Annotated in this window: 22 protein-coding genes; 13 read left to right on the top strand and 9 right to left on the bottom strand. The window is 59.6% G+C overall.

Translation table 11 applies throughout. The annotated features are described in order from the left end of the window. The first annotated feature begins 23 nt into the window (after window positions 1–23). The 5 genes from ACFSAG_RS10325 to gnd are packed head-to-tail and all read left to right on the top strand — an operon-like array spanning window position 24 to window position 4,806. Window positions 24–1,967: a 2Fe-2S iron-sulfur cluster-binding protein gene (locus tag ACFSAG_RS10325; RefSeq protein ID WP_381514375.1), complete on the top strand. Its 1,944-nt coding sequence runs from the start codon at window positions 24–26 to the stop codon at window positions 1,965–1,967. Next, complete coding sequence (locus tag ACFSAG_RS10320) at window positions 1,967–2,695, top strand: hypothetical protein (protein WP_381514373.1); 729 nt, start codon at window positions 1,967–1,969, stop codon at window positions 2,693–2,695. The genes ACFSAG_RS10325 and ACFSAG_RS10320 overlap by 1 nt, the downstream gene beginning before the upstream one ends. A 5-nt stretch (window positions 2,696–2,700) precedes the next feature. After that, window positions 2,701–3,420, top strand: coding sequence for a cytochrome c3 family protein (locus tag ACFSAG_RS10315; protein WP_381514371.1), 720 nt, complete (start codon window positions 2,701–2,703; stop codon window positions 3,418–3,420). Further along, entirely contained in the window at window positions 3,407–3,820 is a 414-nt protein-coding gene (locus tag ACFSAG_RS10310) for a DUF1622 domain-containing protein (protein WP_381514370.1), read from the top strand. Before ACFSAG_RS10315 ends, ACFSAG_RS10310 begins: the two co-directional genes overlap by 14 nt. Next, window positions 3,820–4,806, top strand: coding sequence for a phosphogluconate dehydrogenase (NAD(+)-dependent, decarboxylating) (gene gnd / locus ACFSAG_RS10305; protein WP_381514368.1), 987 nt, complete (start codon window positions 3,820–3,822; stop codon window positions 4,804–4,806). The genes ACFSAG_RS10310 and gnd overlap by 1 nt, the downstream gene beginning before the upstream one ends. Before the next feature lie 13 nt (window positions 4,807–4,819). Here gnd and ACFSAG_RS10300 read toward each other — a convergent pair whose 3' ends face one another. The 9 genes from ACFSAG_RS10300 to ACFSAG_RS10260 all read right to left on the bottom strand — a co-directional run bounded on the left by ACFSAG_RS10300 (window position 4,820) and on the right by ACFSAG_RS10260 (window position 11,120). After that, window positions 4,820–5,248, bottom strand: a complete 429-nt coding sequence (locus tag ACFSAG_RS10300) for a DUF411 domain-containing protein (protein ID WP_381514365.1) — start codon at window positions 5,246–5,248, stop codon at window positions 4,820–4,822. Window positions 5,249–5,317: 69 nt separating this feature from the next. Continuing rightward, complete coding sequence (locus ACFSAG_RS10295) at window positions 5,318–5,521, bottom strand: hypothetical protein (protein ID WP_381514364.1); 204 nt, start codon at window positions 5,519–5,521, stop codon at window positions 5,318–5,320. Between the two features lie 15 nt (window positions 5,522–5,536). Next, window positions 5,537–5,761, bottom strand: a complete 225-nt coding sequence (locus ACFSAG_RS10290) for a hypothetical protein (RefSeq protein ID WP_381514361.1) — start codon at window positions 5,759–5,761, stop codon at window positions 5,537–5,539. Between the two features lie 110 nt (window positions 5,762–5,871). After that, window positions 5,872–6,591 (bottom strand): PepSY domain-containing protein, encoded by a 720-nt coding sequence (locus tag ACFSAG_RS10285; protein ID WP_381514358.1) that lies wholly within the window; start codon window positions 6,589–6,591, stop codon window positions 5,872–5,874. Window positions 6,592–6,618: 27 nt separating this feature from the next. Then, the gene (locus tag ACFSAG_RS10280; protein ID WP_381514356.1) at window positions 6,619–7,872 is read right to left on the bottom strand and encodes a copper resistance protein B; all 1,254 of its coding nucleotides are present in this window, start codon (window positions 7,870–7,872) and stop codon (window positions 6,619–6,621) included. Next, complete coding sequence (locus tag ACFSAG_RS10275; RefSeq protein WP_381514353.1) at window positions 7,869–9,707, bottom strand: copper resistance system multicopper oxidase; 1,839 nt, start codon at window positions 9,705–9,707, stop codon at window positions 7,869–7,871. The genes ACFSAG_RS10280 and ACFSAG_RS10275 overlap by 4 nt, the downstream gene beginning before the upstream one ends. A 122-nt stretch (window positions 9,708–9,829) precedes the next feature. Next, window positions 9,830–10,414, bottom strand: a complete 585-nt coding sequence (locus ACFSAG_RS10270; RefSeq protein ID WP_381514350.1) for an RNA polymerase sigma factor — start codon at window positions 10,412–10,414, stop codon at window positions 9,830–9,832. After that, window positions 10,411–10,848, bottom strand: coding sequence for a Spy/CpxP family protein refolding chaperone (locus ACFSAG_RS10265; RefSeq protein ID WP_381514347.1), 438 nt, complete (start codon window positions 10,846–10,848; stop codon window positions 10,411–10,413). Before ACFSAG_RS10265 ends, ACFSAG_RS10270 begins: the two co-directional genes overlap by 4 nt. 2 nt (window positions 10,849–10,850) lie before the next feature. After that, a complete protein-coding gene (locus ACFSAG_RS10260; protein ID WP_381514345.1) occupies window positions 10,851–11,120 on the bottom strand; it encodes a hypothetical protein in 270 nt (89 codons plus the stop codon). 128 nt (window positions 11,121–11,248) lie between these two features. Between ACFSAG_RS10260 and copC the strand changes: the two genes are divergently transcribed. From copC to ACFSAG_RS10220, 8 genes are all read left to right on the top strand, one after another. Further along, entirely contained in the window at window positions 11,249–11,638 is a 390-nt protein-coding gene (copC, locus tag ACFSAG_RS10255; RefSeq protein WP_381514342.1) for a copper homeostasis periplasmic binding protein CopC, read from the top strand. 3 nt (window positions 11,639–11,641) lie between these two features. After that, window positions 11,642–12,583, top strand: coding sequence for a copper homeostasis membrane protein CopD (gene copD / locus ACFSAG_RS10250; protein WP_381514339.1), 942 nt, complete (start codon window positions 11,642–11,644; stop codon window positions 12,581–12,583). 29 nt (window positions 12,584–12,612) lie between these two features. Next, complete coding sequence (locus tag ACFSAG_RS10245) at window positions 12,613–13,308, top strand: helix-turn-helix domain-containing protein (protein WP_381514337.1); 696 nt, start codon at window positions 12,613–12,615, stop codon at window positions 13,306–13,308. Window positions 13,309–13,386: 78 nt separating this feature from the next. Next, entirely contained in the window at window positions 13,387–14,268 is an 882-nt protein-coding gene (locus ACFSAG_RS10240) for a sterol desaturase family protein (RefSeq protein ID WP_381514334.1), read from the top strand. Beyond that, complete coding sequence (locus tag ACFSAG_RS10235) at window positions 14,268–14,939, top strand: class I SAM-dependent methyltransferase (RefSeq protein ID WP_381514331.1); 672 nt, start codon at window positions 14,268–14,270, stop codon at window positions 14,937–14,939. Before ACFSAG_RS10240 ends, ACFSAG_RS10235 begins: the two co-directional genes overlap by 1 nt. A 160-nt stretch (window positions 14,940–15,099) precedes the next feature. Beyond that, window positions 15,100–15,282 (top strand): hypothetical protein, encoded by a 183-nt coding sequence (locus tag ACFSAG_RS10230; RefSeq protein WP_381514329.1) that lies wholly within the window; start codon window positions 15,100–15,102, stop codon window positions 15,280–15,282. Window position 15,283: 1 nt separating this feature from the next. After that, the gene (locus ACFSAG_RS10225) at window positions 15,284–17,608 is read left to right on the top strand and encodes a heavy metal translocating P-type ATPase (RefSeq protein ID WP_381514326.1); all 2,325 of its coding nucleotides are present in this window, start codon (window positions 15,284–15,286) and stop codon (window positions 17,606–17,608) included. 3 nt (window positions 17,609–17,611) lie between these two features. Then, window positions 17,612–17,797: a DUF2933 domain-containing protein gene (locus ACFSAG_RS10220; RefSeq protein WP_381514325.1), complete on the top strand. Its 186-nt coding sequence runs from the start codon at window positions 17,612–17,614 to the stop codon at window positions 17,795–17,797. Window positions 17,798–17,827: the final 30 nt, after the last annotated feature.

Raw genomic sequence — 17,827 nt, 5'->3', positions numbered from 1 at the left:
CCGTTTCTGCAAAGCGTCGGGCCATGTTCCTCCTGGTCGCCGCAACTGCCTGCCTCCCGCAGGCAGTTGCGGCCCAGTCGGCCAGCGATCACACCGCGCACCATCCAGCCACGGCTTCTGCAGCCGATGCGGTGCCTGCCACCCAAACTGCGCCATCGATAGCCGATCCCGCACAACAAAAGGCCAAGCCGGCCACGGCGATGGCCGCGATGATGGACGACATGATGGGCGGCGAGATGGAAAGGCGCAAGCAAACAAGCGCCTACTCGGCCCTCCTTGCCCTGCCCGACCGTGATGAATCCGCCCGCCGGGGCGCCGCACAGGAGGCGATGGCGCGCCTGCACAAGGGTTTGAATCTTGCCACCGAGGCGACCAACGAGGCGCAGCACCAGGATTCAATCGATGGCGCTTCCGTCGCCAAACAACTTCGGGAAGCAGCTACGCTTATCGAGAGCGGCGCGGCGACGACTGCGGTGCTTGATGGCCGTCAGAGCAGCAATGCGGTCGCCAATAACTGGTTTCGTGACGAATTAGGACTCGCACCGGTCAACGATCACGCTTCAATGTCCGGAATGCTGTGGGGTCTGTCACCCGGGCATTGGCTGTTCATGGCCGCTACCATTCTTGCGCTCGCGGCCCTACTGATCCTGCAGATGCTTCGGCTTCGCCGCATCCGCGCGCTTGTTACCGCCAGTTCGCCACAGCCGTTGCTACTCCGAGGCACGACCGATGGTTCATCACCCATTCCCGTATCCAATGAAGCTGACAAGGCAGCGATCTCTCCGCGCCTGCAAGCCGAGCCCCAGCAGGCGGCGCGGAGTCCATCGGCGCTTTCGGATTCGGCACCCGCTGGCAAAGTCAAGCGCTGGGCGGGTGATCTACGGATCGCGCAAATCTTTACTGAAACGCCCACGGTAAAGACCTTCCGGTTGGTTGCACCTGGCGGCGACCGGTTGCCCTTTGACTTCTTGCCGGGTCAGTTTCTGCAAGTTGAAGTCGTCAGCGCCGACGGTGTCAGAGCAAAGCGCTCCTACACAATTGCTTCCTCGCCGACACAGCGCGCCTATGTCGAACTCACCGTCAAGCGCGAAGCGCAAGGTGCAGTGTCACGTCACCTGCATGATGACGTCAAGCAGGGTGATCTGGTCCGTATCGCCGGGCCATTTGGTCACTTCATCTTCACCGGGACCGATGCCGACAGCATCGTCCTGATTGCCGGCGGCGTAGGCATCACGCCGATGATGTCGGTGCTGCGCTTTCTTACCGATACGGCCTGGGCCGGCGACATCTTTTTCGTCTATTCAGCGCGATCGACCGACGAGTTTGTGTTCCGAAGCGAGATCGAACAGCTCGAACGCCGCCATGCCAATCTGCACGTCTTTGCGTCCATGCAACGTGCGCCCGGTACCGTGTGGCACGGTGCCGAAGGCCACATATCGCGCGAGCTGCTCGAGATTGCGGTTCCCGAAATCGCCAGGCGACGTATCCATCTGTGTGGGCCGCCACCGATGATGGCGGCGATGCGAAAAATCCTGACCGATATTGGGGTTCCCGAAGCGCAGATCTACAGCGAAGCCTTCGGTCCTGCCTCGCTGCCGATCGACGACCCGGTGAAGACCGACAAAGCAGCAGCTTCCGCAGCCGTCACCGCGACCGCCCGCGAGATTTCTTCAATCGCGCAAGGCGCGCGCGACCAAGTGGCGGCGACTACGGTGACCTTCGCGGTATCGGGCGTCTCGGCCGCCCTCGATACCAACGAAACGATCCTTGAGGCCGCCGAAACAGCTGGCGTCGAGATTCCCTATTCCTGCCGCGTGGGCGAATGTGGCGTATGCGTCACGCGCCTCCTCGAAGGCGAAGTCACAATGGAGGTAGAGTCCGGGCTCGACCCCGCCGACAAGGCGCAAGGCTATGTTCTCGCCTGCCAGGCGCGGTGCACCCGCGGTCCGCTGGTGGTCGAAGCCTGATGCGCGAACGCGGCGATCTGTTGATGGGTTTGCTGTTCGCATTCCTGATCATCTTTCCGCTCGGCTTTGTCGTTCATGTTTCGGCACGGTTCCCCGGCAGTCTGGTTGGCAGCATCATTGGGATAGCAGCTGCGCTGTTCATGCTGGTTCCGCTTGTCCATGTCGCGGCGCGGCGCATAGCTCCATTCGGCCGATGGCTTGAGCCAAGAATCAGCAAACGGACTCTGTTATCGATCCACATCTATGCTGGCGTGCTCGGGCCGATCCTGGCGCTCATCCATGCCGCGCACAAATTCGAAAGCCCGCTGGGCATTGCACTGACCGGAACCGCCATCCTTGTTGTCTGGAGCGGTTTTGTCGGACGTTATTTCCTGATCCAGGTAACGAAGGCAATCCGCGCACGCGAATCCGAACTCGCCGTGCTTCGGCTGGGCCTTGATCCGCCTTTGGCCATGGCTGATGCCGGCGATACGCCGAACCCCTTGAAAAAGAGCCGCTGGCATTTTCTCTTTGCCGAAACGGACGCTCTCGATCCTGCGGACTTGAGCGACGCCAGGACGCGCGCGGAAGCGCTGGCTGACACCGAATATGCCGTGCGCGCAGAACGCAGCGTATCGCGCCTTTTCGGGGCGTGGAGGATCATCCACATTGCGACCAGCACCCTCTTTTATGCGCTTCTCCTGCTTCACATCTGGGCCGGATATTATTTCGGGTTCCGCTGGCTATGAAGGGCATGCGGCTCCTTTACGCGGTTTTTGCCATGGCGCTCGCCCTGCTTGTCGTCATTGTCCCGCTCATGACGCATTCGGCGGGAAGTAGCGCGGTCAAGGGCTGGACGTCGCTGGTCGATCCCGGACCCTTGTCTCCAGCACATGCTTCCTTCCAGGCCGATTGCGAAAGCTGCCACACGCCGCACAAAGGCGTCGAACCCATAAAATGCATAGCCTGCCATATAGGGACCGATTTCGGCACGAAGGCATCGACGCGGTTCCATGCGAACGCGAAGCAATGCACGACTTGTCATGTCGAACATGATGGTGGTGCCAGCCTTGCACGCATGAACCATCTGGCGCTTCTCGATCCCAAGCTATGGCGGGGGCCGCTCCTCGGCGTCAGTTCGCGTCCGGCACCCGCTCAGTCCTTGGGCATAGAAGGCCTTTCCTGCGCGAGCTGCCATACAGCGCGCGACCGTCATCAGGGGCTGTTCGGCAAGGATTGCAAAAGCTGCCATAGTCTGACCGACTGGAAGATTGCCGCATTCCGCCATCCATCGGTAAACTCGCGCCAGTGCGCGGAGTGTCACAAGGCACCACCGAGCCATTTCATGATGCACTTTGAAATGATGTCCCAACGGATCGCCAAGGAACGTGCCCCGGTCGACCAATGCGTTGCCTGTCATACCACCGACAGCTGGAACAATATTCGCAATGTAGGTTGGTATGATCACCATTGAGCCCGGCAATGTCGCGCTTGACGCATTTGTCCGGCTGGCCGTGCTGCTGCTTGAGCTGGTGGGAACCATAACGATACTTGCCGGAGCGGCAGCAGCCATTTTTCTATTTGCATCGCGGGCGCGCCGGTTGGGGATCGATGCTGTCTACCAGCCCGTCCGCGCTGTCCTGGGGCGCAGCATATTGCTTGGTCTCGAGTTCCTGGTTGCAGGAGACATCCTGAAATCGCTGGTCATCAATCCGAGCTTCGACGACCTGCTGGTGCTCGCGGGCCTCATACTCGTCCGGACCTTCCTGAGCGTCTCGCTTGGAGTCGAGATCAATGGCCACTGGCCATGGCAGGAAACGGCGATGGCCAACCGGACACAAACTAAAGCGCACAAGACAGAAGGAGAAGGCTAATGGCCGGATTTGGGATTTACGGGCTGGGCCGGATGGGGCAGGCCATTGCGCGGCGATTACTAAGACAGGGACACGAAGTTCATGTGTACAATCGCAGCCCCGACCCAATCGCGCTGCTCGCTAAGGAGGGTGCCCAGAGTGCAGCTTCGCTTGCTGATCTTGTCGGGCAGCTGGAAGCCCCACGTTGCATCTGGCTGATGCTCCCTGCCGGCGAGGCGACCGATCAGGCAATTCTGGCTCTGGCCGACTTGCTAAGTCCGGGCGACGTTCTGGTCGATGGCGGCAACTCCAATTGGAGGGATGCACACAGGCGGGCCATGTTGCTTGAGCAACGCGGGGTCGCATTTCTCGATGTCGGAACCTCGGGCGGTGTGCATGGCGTCGAACGCGGCTTCTGCCTGATGGTGGGTGGACCCGATGAAGCGATCGATATTCTCGATCCGGTCTTCGACAGTCTGTCGCCCGGTCGCTCCCAGGAAAGCGGCGGACCGACCCCCCCCAACCCGAATCCAGCTAGGCGACCAGGATTTGTCAGGACCGGCGCCTCCGGCTCGGGTCACTTTGTGAAGATGGTCCATAACGGCATCGAATATGGCATGATGCAGGCGATCGCCGAGGGCTTCGACCTCCTTGCTGCAACCGCAACTCCGGCAACGCGAGCGAGCGAGAAATTTGACCTGAAGCTTGATGCGATAGCCGACGCTTGGCGCAGTTCAAGCGTCATATCGTCCTGGCTCATCGATCTTGCGGCAGCAGCACTCAACAGCGATCCGAAGCTCTCGGCGTTTGCGGGGCGTATCGAAGATTCCGGCGAGGGGCGATGGATGCTCCATGATGCCATCGAAAGCAACATTCCCACCCCTGCGCTGGCGTCAGCCTTGTTCGCCCGCATCCAATCCAGGAGAGACAACGCATTTGGAAACCAGCTTATATCGGCCATGCGCATGGGCTTTGGGGGGCACAAGGAGCCCCCCGCCCGGACGTAGGGACGAAACCGGTTCAGTGCCGCGCGTAGACTTTCTGGCCTGCGGCGCCGAAAGAATAGACGACAAAGCTCTGCGGCTTTTGCCCTGGTACTTCCATTCCTGGAGAGCCAAGCGGCATCCCACCGACGGCAAGACCAGTCACACCCTTGGGCTTCGCAGCAAGAATGCGCTTCATGTCTTCAATCGGCACATGGCCCTCAAAGGCTATACCATCGATGATGGCGGTATGGCAGGACTGAAGCGCGGGGGATATGCCCAGCTTCTTTTGCAGCGCCGCACGGTTGGAATCGTCCACCACTTTCAAGGGCCGACCGAACGCTGCCTTGACCTGTGCCGCCCATTTCATGCAACATCCACAACCGGGATCCCGGTGCAAGACTGCCGCAGCCGACACCATCGCAGGTGTCCCTGCCAGCGCCAGCGCAAGAATAAGTTTTCGCATGGAAATTTCTTTCTTCCAGATTGGGCGCGGGGGACAAATAGCCGCCCCCCGCGCGAGACAATTCTTGGCCTATTTATCCTTCATGCCATCCATATCATGGCCGGCATGATCATCGTCGGCCTTTTCGGCCTTGTCCTTGCAACAGGCCATTTTGCCCTGTTCGTCCTTCTTGCAGCAGCAGCACTCTTTCTTGGGAGCAGGTGCCGGTTCGGCGGCAAAAGCCGTCGTGGACATGGTGAGCGCGAGCGCGCCAAGCAGATATTTGGTCTTCATGATTATACTCCGTGATCAGGTTGAAAGATTTAGCAGATCCTGTCTGCGCGGAGGCGGCGTCGGAGGTTTCAAAGCAGTCCCCCTGATCGCATTCTGCAGTTCCACACCGGGCACGAGATCTTTCCAGACCAGGCTCCGGGGTACAGCCGGCAATTCGGCGATGCGGGACACGCAGGCATGACAGGCCGTGGCCATATCCTTGCCATCGCTGTCTTGCATCGGCGGATCAGATTCGTCCATGCCCGAGCAATCCATACTCATTGATGTTGGAGCGGGCTGGACCGCAGATGAACAGGACGGCCCTGCCTGAAAAACGAGACCGAGACTGAGGAGAAGGCCCGCAACCAGCTTCATGTCGCCCGCCTTCTCCTGCGAAACGGCCAGCGCATGAACAGAAGAATAGTGCCTGCTATTCCGAGAACAAGCCCGCTGACCGCAAAGGCCAGCAGCCAGGGTGTGTTGAAATCTTCATGGTTCTTCCAGTCCATGATGTGCAGGCTCCAGAAGAAATCGTAGAGCCGCCAGGTGCCCGTTCGAACCGCAGTAATCCGCCCGCTTTCGGCCGCCACAAAAACGCTGGTTTGGTCCGGATCCTTGAATTCGACGCGCCATGCCGGAAGCGCGGCGCGATATTCCGGACTCTCGCGCGTGACCCGCAAAGCCCTTTCGACGGGCATAGCAGGCGTTTTCCAGGCGTTCTGGGCTATCCTTGTGGCAAGGACCGCATCGACTGGAGCAAGCACTGTTCCTGTTGCCGCATCGAATAGCGTCAAGCCTTTCGAGGTTGTGACTTCCGCAACAGGTTTGCCGTCGAGCATTCGCCAGGTCATCGATTCGACCGGCCCTTGGGACTTCGCAACAAGTCTGTCTGGCGCAATCAATGGCAAGCCAGCGGGGATTGCTTCTACCCTGTCGCGGTCAATGATATGTTCGCCACGCACTTTTTCAATCGGCAAGAAGCTCATCAAGGCACCGCTGGCAAACCACAGCAGCAACTGAATACCGATGATGAGCGACAACCATTTGTGAACCTTGCTCGCGACAATATGGAGGCGACGCGCCATCGGCATTTACGAGACTCCTTCTTTATCCAGACCTCAGAACCAGATACGCACACCCATCACAAAGTGCGGATCAGACACCTGCGACCCGCTTGCACGCGCAAAGCGCGCGGTCTCGCCAAACTGCCGTATCCATTCAACGCCGACATAAGGCGCGAATTCTTTCTTGATTTCATAGCGCAGGCGCGCACCGAGTTCCAGATTTGTGAGTCCGGCGCCGACACCAAGTTCAGGGATCGATTGCGCCGACAGGTTCGCTTCAAACCGGGGCTGCAATATCAATTTCTGTGTGATCCGCTGATCGTAATAGCCTTCGATGCGTCCCCGCACTTCGCCCTTGTTCGAGAGAAACGCCGCAGCGGTAATCTCGAACCAATAGGGCGCCAAACCCTCCACGCCTATGACGGCATAAGTCCTCGAAGGGTCGGGCTTTACGTCATATCTGACGCCTGTTTGCAAGTTCCAGTAGGGCGATACGGAGCGAGAGTAGAGCCCGAAGAGCTCCAGGTCGTCGAGCGGGCCGCCAAATTCACCCTCGCCCTCATATTTGAACACGAAGCGATTTATGTCGCCCCCAAACCAGGCCTCACCATCCCAACGGTAGCTGTCCTTGTCCTTGTGGACGACATATTCTGCGAGATCGAACGACAGATAGCGGAACGTCGTCCCACCGCTTTCCTTCATCATCTCTTCGCGGGCCTGCGCCATTTCTTCCTTCGAGAAAATGCGGTCAGCATACCAGTCCAAAGGCGGCGCGGGCGCAGGCGCGTTGCCTGGCTCAAGGTTGGTACCCAATGCCGTCCTGTCATCCGTTTCGGGTGCAACCGATGCTCTCGGGGTGCAATGGCCCATTTTCGCGTGCTCCGGAGGACAATTTGGGTCGACCGCTGCCGCGCTCGGCGAACTCTCCTCCATTGTCATGCCCGGATTGGCATCATGCCCTGCCGCTTGGGCCGCGGATTGCGGTGTCGATTTGTCCCGCCCAGTTTTGTCGGCGGCTGGAGTACAATGCCCCATTTTTGCGTGCTCGGGCGGGCAATCGGACGTGGCGCTTTGAGCGTTGGATTCGTCCGCCACTGCGGGCATTGATCCATGATCCATATTCGGCATGGCCTCAGGCCCAGCCGGGGGCTGTGATGTCGGCTTCGACGGCGCCTTGGCCGAAGGCTTTTGAGGCTTCTTCATGCCCGGCATCGAAGAATGGTCCATGCCCTGCATCGACTGGGCATGAGCGGGCAAAGCAAGGCTTAACGCAGCAATACCGGCGAGCAGAAGACGGGCGATGCTCATTCCGCTTCTCCCCGCGGACGGACGCTGACGACGCGCATCATTCCGGCGTGCATGTGATACAGCAAATGGCAGTGGAAGGCCCAGTCACCCAGGGCGTCGGCTGTGAAGTCGAAACTCGCCTTGCCGCCGGGCTGGACGAGCACCGTATGCTTCCTCGGTGCATAATCGCCTTTCCCCGTCACCAACTCGAAGAAATGCCCATGCAAATGGATCGGGTGGCTCATCATTGAGTCGTTGATGAGATTGATCCGGACACGCTCGCCCTCGAGGAAGGGGATGGGTTCGTGATAGTCCGACATCTTGATCCCGTCGAACGACCACATGAAGCGCTCCATATTGCCGGTCAGGTGAATGTCGAGCGAGCGTTCGGGAGCGCGCACATCAGGATTGCGGTCGAGCGCCACCAGATCATGATAGGTCATTACCTTATGATCTACATTCTCGAGGCCTTGCCCCGGTTCGCCCATGCGGTCGACAGGCATCGGCGAGATGGTCTGAACGCTCGGATCCCTTTTGACCTGCGGTGCCACGCTGAAATCGCGCATGCTGTGACTCATGCTGCCCGCGCCGTGGCCCATCGCGCTATGGTCGACTGCAGGCGCTGCCGCATCGGCCGGTGTACAATGGCCCATTTTGGCATGCTCGGGCGAGCAATCGGTGGCGACTGCTCCCATCGCCATGCCCGAATGATCCGCTCCCGGTGCCGCACCACCCGACATGTCCATGTCGCCCATGCCCATGTCTTTCATGGTCGCCAGCGGTCGTTCGCGTAACGGCGGCACTTCTGCGGCCATGCCGGCGCGCGGCGCCAATGTGGCGCGGCCCATGCCCGAACGATCATTCGCTTCGGCCACCAGCGTATAGGCGCGATCGTCAGTCGGCGTCACGATCACGTCATAGGTTTCGGCGACGCCGATTTGGAATTCGTCGACCTCGACCGGACGCACGTTCAGCCCATCCGCCTGCACGATCGTCAGCTTTAGCCCAGGGATGCGAACGTTGAATATCGACATGGCGGCGGCGTTTATGATCCGCAGCCGCACCCGCTCGCCGGGCGTAAACAATGCTGTCCAATTGTCCTTGGGGCCATAGCCGTTGACAAGGAAAGTATAGGTCGATCCATTGACATCGGCGATGTCGGTCGGATCCATTCGCATCTTGCCCCAATCGATCCGCTCTTTGAGCGGTTGATCCTTGCCTGCCAGCAGACCGCCAAGCGTCTGCTTTTGCATGTTGAAGTGCCCGGGATTGACCTTCAGCTTGCGAAAAATCGCTTCGGGCGAGAGCTGGCTATGGTCGGAAAGCACAACGACATGCTCGCGATCATAGGCAATGGGGTCCATACCTTTGGGATCGATGACAATCGGGCCGTAGTGGCCAAGCTGCTCCTGCAACCCGGAATGGCTGTGATACCAGTAGGTCCCCGACTGAATGACGGGGAATTCATAAACGAAGGTTGAGCGCGGCTTGATTCCAGGGAAGCTGACGCCGGGAACGCCATCCATCTGGAAGGGCAATATGAGGCCATGCCAGTGAATCGAGCTATCCTCATCGAGATCATTCGTGACCGACAAGCGAACATTTTGCCCTTCGCGCAACCGGATCAGTGGTGCCGGGACCGTGCCGTTGATGCCGATGGCGCGACTTACCTTGCCATCGACGCGCATGGTCTGGCGGGCGATCCGCAGACTGATGTCGGTCCCCGAAACTGTCGGAAGCGGGCCAGTGATCCCTCCGGAAACCGGTTGCGCCCAAGCTGGAACCCAGCTCGCAAAGGCTGCTGCAGTTCCGCCAACGGCAGCCGTGCCGATGAATTTTCGTCTGTCGATGTTCATAGTCCGTCCGGTTGAGAAGTAAGGCTTGTCATTTGGGTATACGCAGCGCGCCTGTCTTCCCCTCATGGAAGAAGGATCTTTCTGCGACCGGTCCGGACCGCAGTTGCGGAAATGCGCCACCGTTAAGGTTCGGCGCTGTCCAAAGATCCTGCCAGATGCGCCTTCAACTGCGCCCGCGCACGGTAAAGTCTTGTTTCGACGCTTTTTTCACTAATCCCCAAAATCGCCGCGGTCTCCGCCTGGCTGAGTTCCTCGATCGTACGAAGCGTAAGCACTTCACGTAATGAGTGCGGCAACGCAGCAATCGCCTTCTCGACGCGAGCAAGTTCTGCACGGCTCTCGACCTCGCGGCCCGGCCCGGGAGCCTCGCTTTGGAAATCCTCATCGGCTTCGATCGGGCGCGCGAAGGAGAAGAAGGAACGAACGGCGCGCCTGCGCGCCCAGTCGCGACATTTGTTCAAGGCGATGCGCGACAGCCAGAATCGGAAAGGGCGCTGGGCGTCATAACGATGAATGGCCGCAAACGCCGAAACAAAACTTTCCTGCAGCAAATCGGTCGCCTCTTCGGGATCGCCGACATTGTTGCGGATCAGCCGGTAAAGCGGGTCCTTATAGCGGCGCATCAGTTCGCGAAATGCCTGGCCCCGACCGGCAACGGCAAGGCTCGCCAGTTCTTGATCGTCACATTGCGAGAGGTCGAGCGTCACCGCGCATCGGCGGTCAGGGCTTTGACCACGGTGCTGTCGAACATTCTCGCCTGTTCGGGATTCAGGACCTCACGCATGGCGAAAAGATGTTCCAGCGTCTCCTTTTGCAGCGCTCCCATGACCATGTGACTGTGGTCAATCGCGGCGGTGACCTTGGGACCGTAGCCATGTTCCTCCTCAATCGCTTCGGCCAATCGCGCATTTGCAGCCCGCATCTCGAACTCGAGCGCCTTTCGCCGAACCGCGTACCGCGCTTCGATTGCATCAATCTTGCTATGTTGCTGCGGAGTGAGCTTGAGCTTCTTGTGCAAAACAGCGTGAAGTTCGGTTTCGTTTGCCCTGGGCTGTTCAGAAACGAGACGCCCAACGAACACGCCAGCGATCGCCGAGGCAAACGCGATCAGCGCGATGAGCAGTATTCGCCGAGATCCCATGATCAGCGCGGATCCAGCAGGACCGATGGGGCCAAAGCAGTCATGGGTGCAAAGGGCGACAATGGGCGAGCCGCTTGGGCGGGTTCGCCCATCGTCATACCCACAAAGGCTCCTCCACCGAGCGAAACCATTGCCGCAAGCGCCATGAAGCGCTGCGCACCGCTGACCTCGCGCTGGCGCACAGCGAGCGTAGCCATCACTCGGTCATCAAAGCCCTCAAGCAAGCCCGAAGGAGGTCCGCGCCCCAATTGCTTCAGTAAGTCGTCCATCATGTCCTCATCCAAGTCCGTTCCTCCTGCTATACGCACCGGCGCGCACTATCCCTCATTCCGTTTCGCCATGAGGGGCAAGGCCGTCGCATGCGTATGTACCACTGAACGCACTTTATTGGAGACTTATCATGCGTAGACCTGTCCTTGCTCTCACTCTTGCCGGCCTTGCGCTGGCTTCCATGCCGGGCGCGGCGTTCGCTCACGCGAAACTTGTGTCCTCGACGCCGGCTGCAAACGCCACAGTTTCGAAGGCCAATGTCAAGTCGATCAACCTGATCTTCAACGAAAAAATCATCGCATCGACCATGAAGACTGAACTGCTGATGACAGGCATGCCCGGGATGAAAGACCATGCGCCAATGAAGATCGCCTTCAGCTCGATGATGGGCAAGGATGGAAAATCGATGATGCTAATGCCGAAAAAGGCTCTGGTTCCCGGAACATACAAGGTCACATGGTCGGCAGCAGGGGCGGATACGCACCGTATGGGCAGCGAATTTTCGTTCACTGTCAAGTAATCTGTGGCTGATCCGCTTCTTGTCGCCATCAGGCTCGCACTATTTGCGATCCTGATGGCGACCGTCGGCCTCGCTGCATTCAACCTGTACGCGCTAAACCGGATAGAGCGCGAGCGCGATGTCGCATTCGATGCACGCATCTTATTCCGGGTCCTGACATTGCTCGGCACGATTGCGTCTGTCATCGGAATGCTCATGGTCGCTGCGGCGATGGACGGCGTGAGCATAGTGTCGGTCCGCGCCGAGATGCTCTGGATGCTGATGTCGGAAACCGAGATCGGCACCGCAGGAGTCGTGCGGATTGGCGTGCTCATCATAGCCCTGTTGTTATGCCTTACCGACAAATTGACACTGACTGCGCTCTCTGCGGGCATTGGCCTGCTTGCCTCCATCGCACTGGCATCGCTCGTTTGGACGGGGCATGCAGGTGCTACCGAGGGAACCCTTGGGGCGCTCCACCGCGTGAGCGATATTGTTCATATGATCGCGGCAGCGCTGTGGCTGGGCGGCATTGCCGCTTTCGCGGTGATGCTTCGTGCACCTGCCGATGGTCTGTGGGGTGACAGACTGAAAACAGCGCACCGCTCGCTCGAACATTTTGCCAAGGTTGGCACCGTCTCCGTCGCGCTGATTATCGTCACCGGGCTAATCAACAGCTTCATCCTGGTCGGCCCCGAGCGGCTCGCCTTGCTTTTCACGACAACCTACGGCCAGCTTTTGCTCGGTAAGGTCGGGCTTGTCGGGATCATGCTTGCGCTTGCGGCGCAGAACCGCTGGCGCCTGACGCCGCAGCTCGGAATTGGCCTTGAAATGGGCGACACTGTCGACGCGGTAACCGCTTTGCGCAAATCAATGGCCATGGAAGGCGCGGCGGCATTGCTGATCCTTGGCCTTGTGGCTTGGCTGGGCCAGCTCGAACCGCCTGCCGGCATGACGATGCCTTGAGCCGAAAAGGAACCCCTTGGTTAGGGCGTATGACGCTCGGCTTGGGCTGGGCGATCCTTGATGCGCATACTGGCGAGAACCGGCTGCACAGCCATGTGGCACATCAGGTCAGCCTCGCGCTCGAGGTTGACTGCGCGATCGGGGGACCACACCCGTTACGACTCGCCCGTGGCGAAGCCGCAATCATCCCGGCAGGTATACAGCACTGCCTGACCCCGGGGGGCGCGCCTGTCCGAACCATCTATGTCGACCCTCTTTTCCGTGGCATGCGCGACCTGATCCAAACGCCTGTGCCAAAACAACTGAACCCGAAGGAAGCCGCGGCCCTCGAAGCCGTCACTAGCGGTGAAATGGCGAAGCAGTGGATAGGCGCTTTCGTAAACAGCAGCTCCTCGTCCAGCCCGATCGATGGCAGGCTTCATGCCGCGTTGAGCGAGATTATACCCGGGACCAGCCCCTCTGAGCTGGCACAAGCGCTCGGACTCTCGACGACCCGGCTGCGCGAAGTTGCCATCCACGATTTCGGTGTCCCAACAGCCAAATTGCTCCAGTGGCTCCAGTTGCAACACGCGATTGATGCGCTTCGACAAACCCGCAATCTGGCGGACGCAGCGGCTGCCGGGGGATTTTCGGATCAGGCCCATTTTACGCGTCGGCTTGTCGAGTGGTTCGGGGTGACACCCTCGCTTGGGCTGGCGCAGCTCGAAATTTCGGTGATCCGCTGACGAGCATCAGCGAAACGTTCAAGACCGACCCCTTCTCGTAAGTCATAAAGCGGCCAAGATGTTTTCTGGAGCGCTTCCATGACCCTTTTCCGCGTTCTTTATGCCCCCGTTTATTTTCTGTTCTTTGTCGCGGGCGCGGCGATGCTCGTGGCTTCAGGTGTGTCGCCTTTCTGGCTGATCGGTTTGTTGATGGTCGCGATCCTTACATCGTTGATTGCCGAGCGTGTTGCGCCGTTCGAGACCAAATGGAATTACAGTCATGGCGACGGCAAACGCGATCTGGCGCATGCTCTGGTGAATGAAGGGTCAATTCTGATCCTCGTCCTTCTGCTGCCTGTCTTTGCGGGCCTCGTTCCATGGCCTTCCGTTTGGCCGACGTCGCTGCCGTTCTGGGTCCAGATACTGCTCGCGATCATCCTTTTGGACGCAGGCATCAGTCTGGCCCATTTTGCCAGTCACAGAGTCCCGCTGCTCTGGCGCTTCCATGCAGTGCACCATTCGGTGCGCCGGATATATGGATTTAACGGACTTCTGAAACATCCCGTCCACCAGCTCATCGAGATATCCATTGGTACCCTGCCTTGGCTCTTGCTGGGCATCCCGCAGGAGATCGCGATCATTGGCTCATTCGCGGTCGCGATCCAGCTGCAATTGCAGCATTCCAATGTCGACATGCGCATCGGCCCTCTCGCCTATCTCTGGGCAGTGGCTCCGGTACATCGGCACCACCATCTCGCCTCGGCCACCGAGGGAGATGTCAATTTCGGGCTATTCTTCACGATCTGGGATGTCCTGTTGGGGACGGCGCGGTTCAAGTCGAGCGATCATATCCGGGCAGGACAGGTTGGGATTGCGGGCCGCAGCGATTATCCGGAGGCATATCTGGCCCAACTTGCCGAGCCCTTCCGAAAAGCGGTTCCCGAAGCAAGCTCATCTTCGCCGAACATGAGCCGCAGCTGATGCCCGACAGCCGATCCTATACGCCGCCTGCGGGACATCATTTTCTGACACCCTTTTACGATCTCGGCGTGAGGCTCTCGACACGCGAGAGAGTTTGGCGGAACGCGCTTATTGAACTCATATCTCCAAAGAACGAAGATATCCTGCTCGACATCGGGGCCGGGACTGGCAGCCTCGCTGTTTTAGTAGCCCAAAGAAACGCGGCTACGCGCTATTTCGGCATCGATCCGGACCGGCATGCCGTCGAGATCGCCCGCATCAAGGCACGCCGTGCAGGCATAGAGGCCGAATTCGCGCACAAGCTTTTCGCGGCAGATGCGGTTGCCGATTGGCCAGCGCCTAGCCTGGCGACACTTTGCCTCGTTCTTCATCAGGTGCCTCTCGACGAGAAATTGCGCCTATTGCGCGAAATCCATGCTGTGCTGCAACCGAACGGACGACTGTATATTGCCGACTATAGTGAACAACGCTCGTGGTTGATGCGCAAGCTGTTCCGAGCAACCATCCAGAAACTCGACGGCAAGGCAGATACCCAGCCCAACGCAGACGGCGTGCTCATACCACTCATGGCCGAAGCCGGTTTTTTGGATGTGTGCGAACTCACACAACTTAACACGGTTACCGGGTCGATCTCGATCTTGAGTGGCGTGAAAGGAGCCCAAGGAGCATGAATAGCGGCACAGGAAGAACAGATAACTGATGCCAGCCTGAGGGATGATCGCCTGGCCTGCGTATAGAAGGTAGTAGCTAGCCTTTCCTTCTTGCTTGGCACGCCCGTCGGGTCGCCCCGTCCGCGGGCTGGAGGCGGGAGGATAACCATGGAGCAAACACATGGCCTCCCGCTTCCAATATTTGGAATCGACCAATCCCGCGACCGGCGGTGTCGGCAGCCAGACGAGGCGCGTCCAGCAGCTGCGCCGATCCGCACGGCGCGACGAGCTTGGCGAACTCAGCGAGAACGGCCTTATTCCGGCACGCCGCCGGTCTCCCAAAATTTCAGAAAGCGATCAATAGCATGTCCGATCAAGCAAGCCGCACCAAGGCCAGTGTCAAGGACCCGGTCTGCGGGATGGAGGTTGAGCCCACTGACGCTACCCCACATGCGGTTCACGATGGCGAGGCCTATTATTTTTGCAGCGCGGGCTGCCACGCCAAATTCACCGCAGACCCACAGAAGTTTGTTTCCCGATCACATGGCGCTGAGACCAAGGCGGTGACGGCATCCGAAGGCGCGATCTGGACCTGTCCGATGCATCCCGAAATCCAGCGCTCCGGCCCCGGCAGCTGTCCGATCTGCGGCATGGCGCTCGAACCCGTCATGCCGACCGCAAACTTAGGTCCAAGCGAAGAATATCGTGACATGCTCCGCCGCTTCTGGATCGGCCTCATTCTGGCGCTGCCTGTGCTCGCGCTTGAAATGGGCGGTCATCTGACGGGCTTGCATCAATGGCTTGAACGCCAGACGGGCAACTGGATCCAGATGGCGTTGGCAACGCCGGTCGTACTCTGGGCAGGCTGGCCGTTTTTCGAGCGGGCCTGGATGTCGCTCAAGACCCGCAGCCTCAACATGTTCACGTTGATTGCAATGGGAACCGGCGTTGCCTGGGCCTACAGCATGGTTGCAGTGCTCGCGCCGCAGATCTTCCCGGCTGCTTTTCGCGCTGCCGATGGCTCAGTCGCAGTGTATTTTGAAGCGGCGGCTGTCATCACCGTGCTTGTCCTTCTTGGCCAGGTTCTTGAATTGCGCGCGCGCGAGACGACCAGCGGTGCCATCCGCGCGCTGCTCGACCTGTCACCAAAGCGCGCACGTCGGGTAGGCGCGGATGGCGAGGACGAAGAGGTTGCCCTCGAGGACATACAGTTAGGGGACACCCTGCGAATCCGCCCCGGCGAAAAGGTACCGGTCGACGGCGTTGTTCTTGAAGGTCAGGGGAGCGTCGATGAGTCGATGGTCACAGGCGAGTCGATGCCGGTCTCCAAGGCACTTGGCGCGGTGCTGATCGGCGGAACGATCAACCAGACGGGCGCACTTGTCATGCGCGCCGACAAAATCGGTCGTGACACCATGCTGGCACGCATTGTCCAGATGGTCGCAGACGCACAGCGGAGCCGTGCGCCGATCCAGCGGCTTGCCGATGCTGTGGCCGCATGGTTCGTCCCGGCAGTCATCCTTGTTGCGATTGCTGCTTTCATAACCTGGTCGCTCATCGGCCCCTCGCCTGCCATGGGCTATGGCCTGATCGCGGCGGTTGCCGTCCTCATTATCGCCTGTCCATGCGCATTGGGACTGGCAACGCCCATGTCGATCATGGTCGGGGTCGGGCGCGGCGCGCAAGCCGGGATTCTCATCAAGAACGCCGAAGCGCTCGAGCGCATGGAAAAGGTCGACACGCTCGTCGTCGACAAAACTGGCACGTTAACCGAGGGGAAGCCCGCCGTCGTCGGCATCGAGACAGCTGAAGGTCAGTCGGAAGACGAAGTCCTGCGGATCGCGGCCAGTCTGGAGCGCATGAGCGAGCATCCACTTGCGCAGGCGGTGGTCAAGGCCGCTGAACAAAAGGGGCTTGTTCTCAGCGAACCGACAAATGTCGATCAGCCTGTCGGCAAGGGCATCACCGGTACGGTCGATGGCCGCGCGGTGGTTGTCGGCAAGGCGGGCTTCTTCGACGAGCTCGGTGTCCCCACCGGAATGCTTGCCGCCCGCGCCGACGAATTGCGCGCCGATGGCGCTACCGCCATCTTCCTCGGCATCGACGGCGTAACCGCCGGGGTGATTGCGATTGCCGACCCTGTGAAGACATCGACTCCTCAAGCGCTCAAAGATCTGGCCAGCGCGGGAATCCGGGTTATTATGTTGACCGGCGACAACCGCATCACGGCTGAGGCGATCGGACGTCGTCTTGGCATTGTCGACATCGAAGCCGACGTGATGCCCGACCAGAAAAGTGCCGTCGTCGAGCGATTGCGGGCCGAAGGGCGCGTCGTGGCCATGGCGGGCGACGGCGTGAACGATGCCCCTGCCCTTGCCGCTGCCGATGTCGGGATTGCGATGGGTTCCGGCACCGACGTAGCGATCGAGAGCGCCGGTGTGACGCTGCTGAAGGGCGATTTGACCGGCATTGTGCGCGCGCAGCACCTGAGCAAAGCAACGATGCTCAATATCCGCCAGAATCTCTTCTTCGCCTTTGCCTATAATGTCGCTGGAATTCCGGTCGCGGCGGGAGTTCTCTATCCGGTTTTCGGCCTGCTTCTCTCCCCCATCATCGCGGCCGCTGCGATGGCCCTGTCGTCGGTCAGCGTCATCAGCAATGCGCTTCGGCTCAAACGTGTGGAGATTTAGACCATGGCTTCAAGACGCCCCTACATACTTGCTGCCGCCTCGCTGACCGTCATTGTCCTCTTCTACCTGATGCGCGAACATTGGGTCCACGCGCTCGGCATCCTACCCTACGCCATCCTGCTACTATGTCCGCTGATGCATCTGTTCCACGGATCGCACGGGCGGGATCATTCGGGCGGCAAGCCTTGACCATGACAACAAGAAATAGTTTCAGGGGAG

Source organism: Sphingorhabdus buctiana (genome assembly GCF_042680825.1).
GTDB lineage: Bacteria > Pseudomonadota > Alphaproteobacteria > Sphingomonadales > Sphingomonadaceae > Sphingorhabdus_B > Sphingorhabdus_B buctiana.
This window is presented reverse-complemented; position numbering and strand designations above follow the sequence as displayed.

Coding starts and splice junctions, on each gene's coding strand:
- ACFSAG_RS10325 (WP_381514375.1), top strand. CDS start 24: ATGTTCCTCCTGGTCGCCGCAACTGCCTGCCTCCCGCAGGCAGTTGCG.
- ACFSAG_RS10320 (WP_381514373.1), top strand. CDS start 1,967: ATGCGCGAACGCGGCGATCTGTTGATGGGTTTGCTGTTCGCATTCCTG.
- ACFSAG_RS10315 (WP_381514371.1), top strand. CDS start 2,701: ATGCGGCTCCTTTACGCGGTTTTTGCCATGGCGCTCGCCCTGCTTGTC.
- ACFSAG_RS10310 (WP_381514370.1), top strand. CDS start 3,407: ATGATCACCATTGAGCCCGGCAATGTCGCGCTTGACGCATTTGTCCGG.
- gnd (WP_381514368.1), top strand. CDS start 3,820: ATGGCCGGATTTGGGATTTACGGGCTGGGCCGGATGGGGCAGGCCATT.
- ACFSAG_RS10300 (WP_381514365.1), bottom strand. CDS start 5,248: ATGCGAAAACTTATTCTTGCGCTGGCGCTGGCAGGGACACCTGCGATG.
- ACFSAG_RS10295 (WP_381514364.1), bottom strand. CDS start 5,521: ATGAAGACCAAATATCTGCTTGGCGCGCTCGCGCTCACCATGTCCACG.
- ACFSAG_RS10290 (WP_381514361.1), bottom strand. CDS start 5,761: ATGGACGAATCTGATCCGCCGATGCAAGACAGCGATGGCAAGGATATG.
- ACFSAG_RS10285 (WP_381514358.1), bottom strand. CDS start 6,591: ATGCCGATGGCGCGTCGCCTCCATATTGTCGCGAGCAAGGTTCACAAA.
- ACFSAG_RS10280 (WP_381514356.1), bottom strand. CDS start 7,872: ATGAGCATCGCCCGTCTTCTGCTCGCCGGTATTGCTGCGTTAAGCCTT.
- ACFSAG_RS10275 (WP_381514353.1), bottom strand. CDS start 9,707: ATGAACATCGACAGACGAAAATTCATCGGCACGGCTGCCGTTGGCGGA.
- ACFSAG_RS10265 (WP_381514347.1), bottom strand. CDS start 10,848: ATGGGATCTCGGCGAATACTGCTCATCGCGCTGATCGCGTTTGCCTCG.
- ACFSAG_RS10260 (WP_381514345.1), bottom strand. CDS start 11,120: ATGATGGACGACTTACTGAAGCAATTGGGGCGCGGACCTCCTTCGGGC.
- copC (WP_381514342.1), top strand. CDS start 11,249: ATGCGTAGACCTGTCCTTGCTCTCACTCTTGCCGGCCTTGCGCTGGCT.
- ACFSAG_RS10245 (WP_381514337.1), top strand. CDS start 12,613: ATGACGCTCGGCTTGGGCTGGGCGATCCTTGATGCGCATACTGGCGAG.
- ACFSAG_RS10240 (WP_381514334.1), top strand. CDS start 13,387: ATGACCCTTTTCCGCGTTCTTTATGCCCCCGTTTATTTTCTGTTCTTT.
- ACFSAG_RS10235 (WP_381514331.1), top strand. CDS start 14,268: ATGCCCGACAGCCGATCCTATACGCCGCCTGCGGGACATCATTTTCTG.
- ACFSAG_RS10230 (WP_381514329.1), top strand. CDS start 15,100: ATGGCCTCCCGCTTCCAATATTTGGAATCGACCAATCCCGCGACCGGC.
- ACFSAG_RS10225 (WP_381514326.1), top strand. CDS start 15,284: ATGTCCGATCAAGCAAGCCGCACCAAGGCCAGTGTCAAGGACCCGGTC.
- ACFSAG_RS10220 (WP_381514325.1), top strand. CDS start 17,612: ATGGCTTCAAGACGCCCCTACATACTTGCTGCCGCCTCGCTGACCGTC.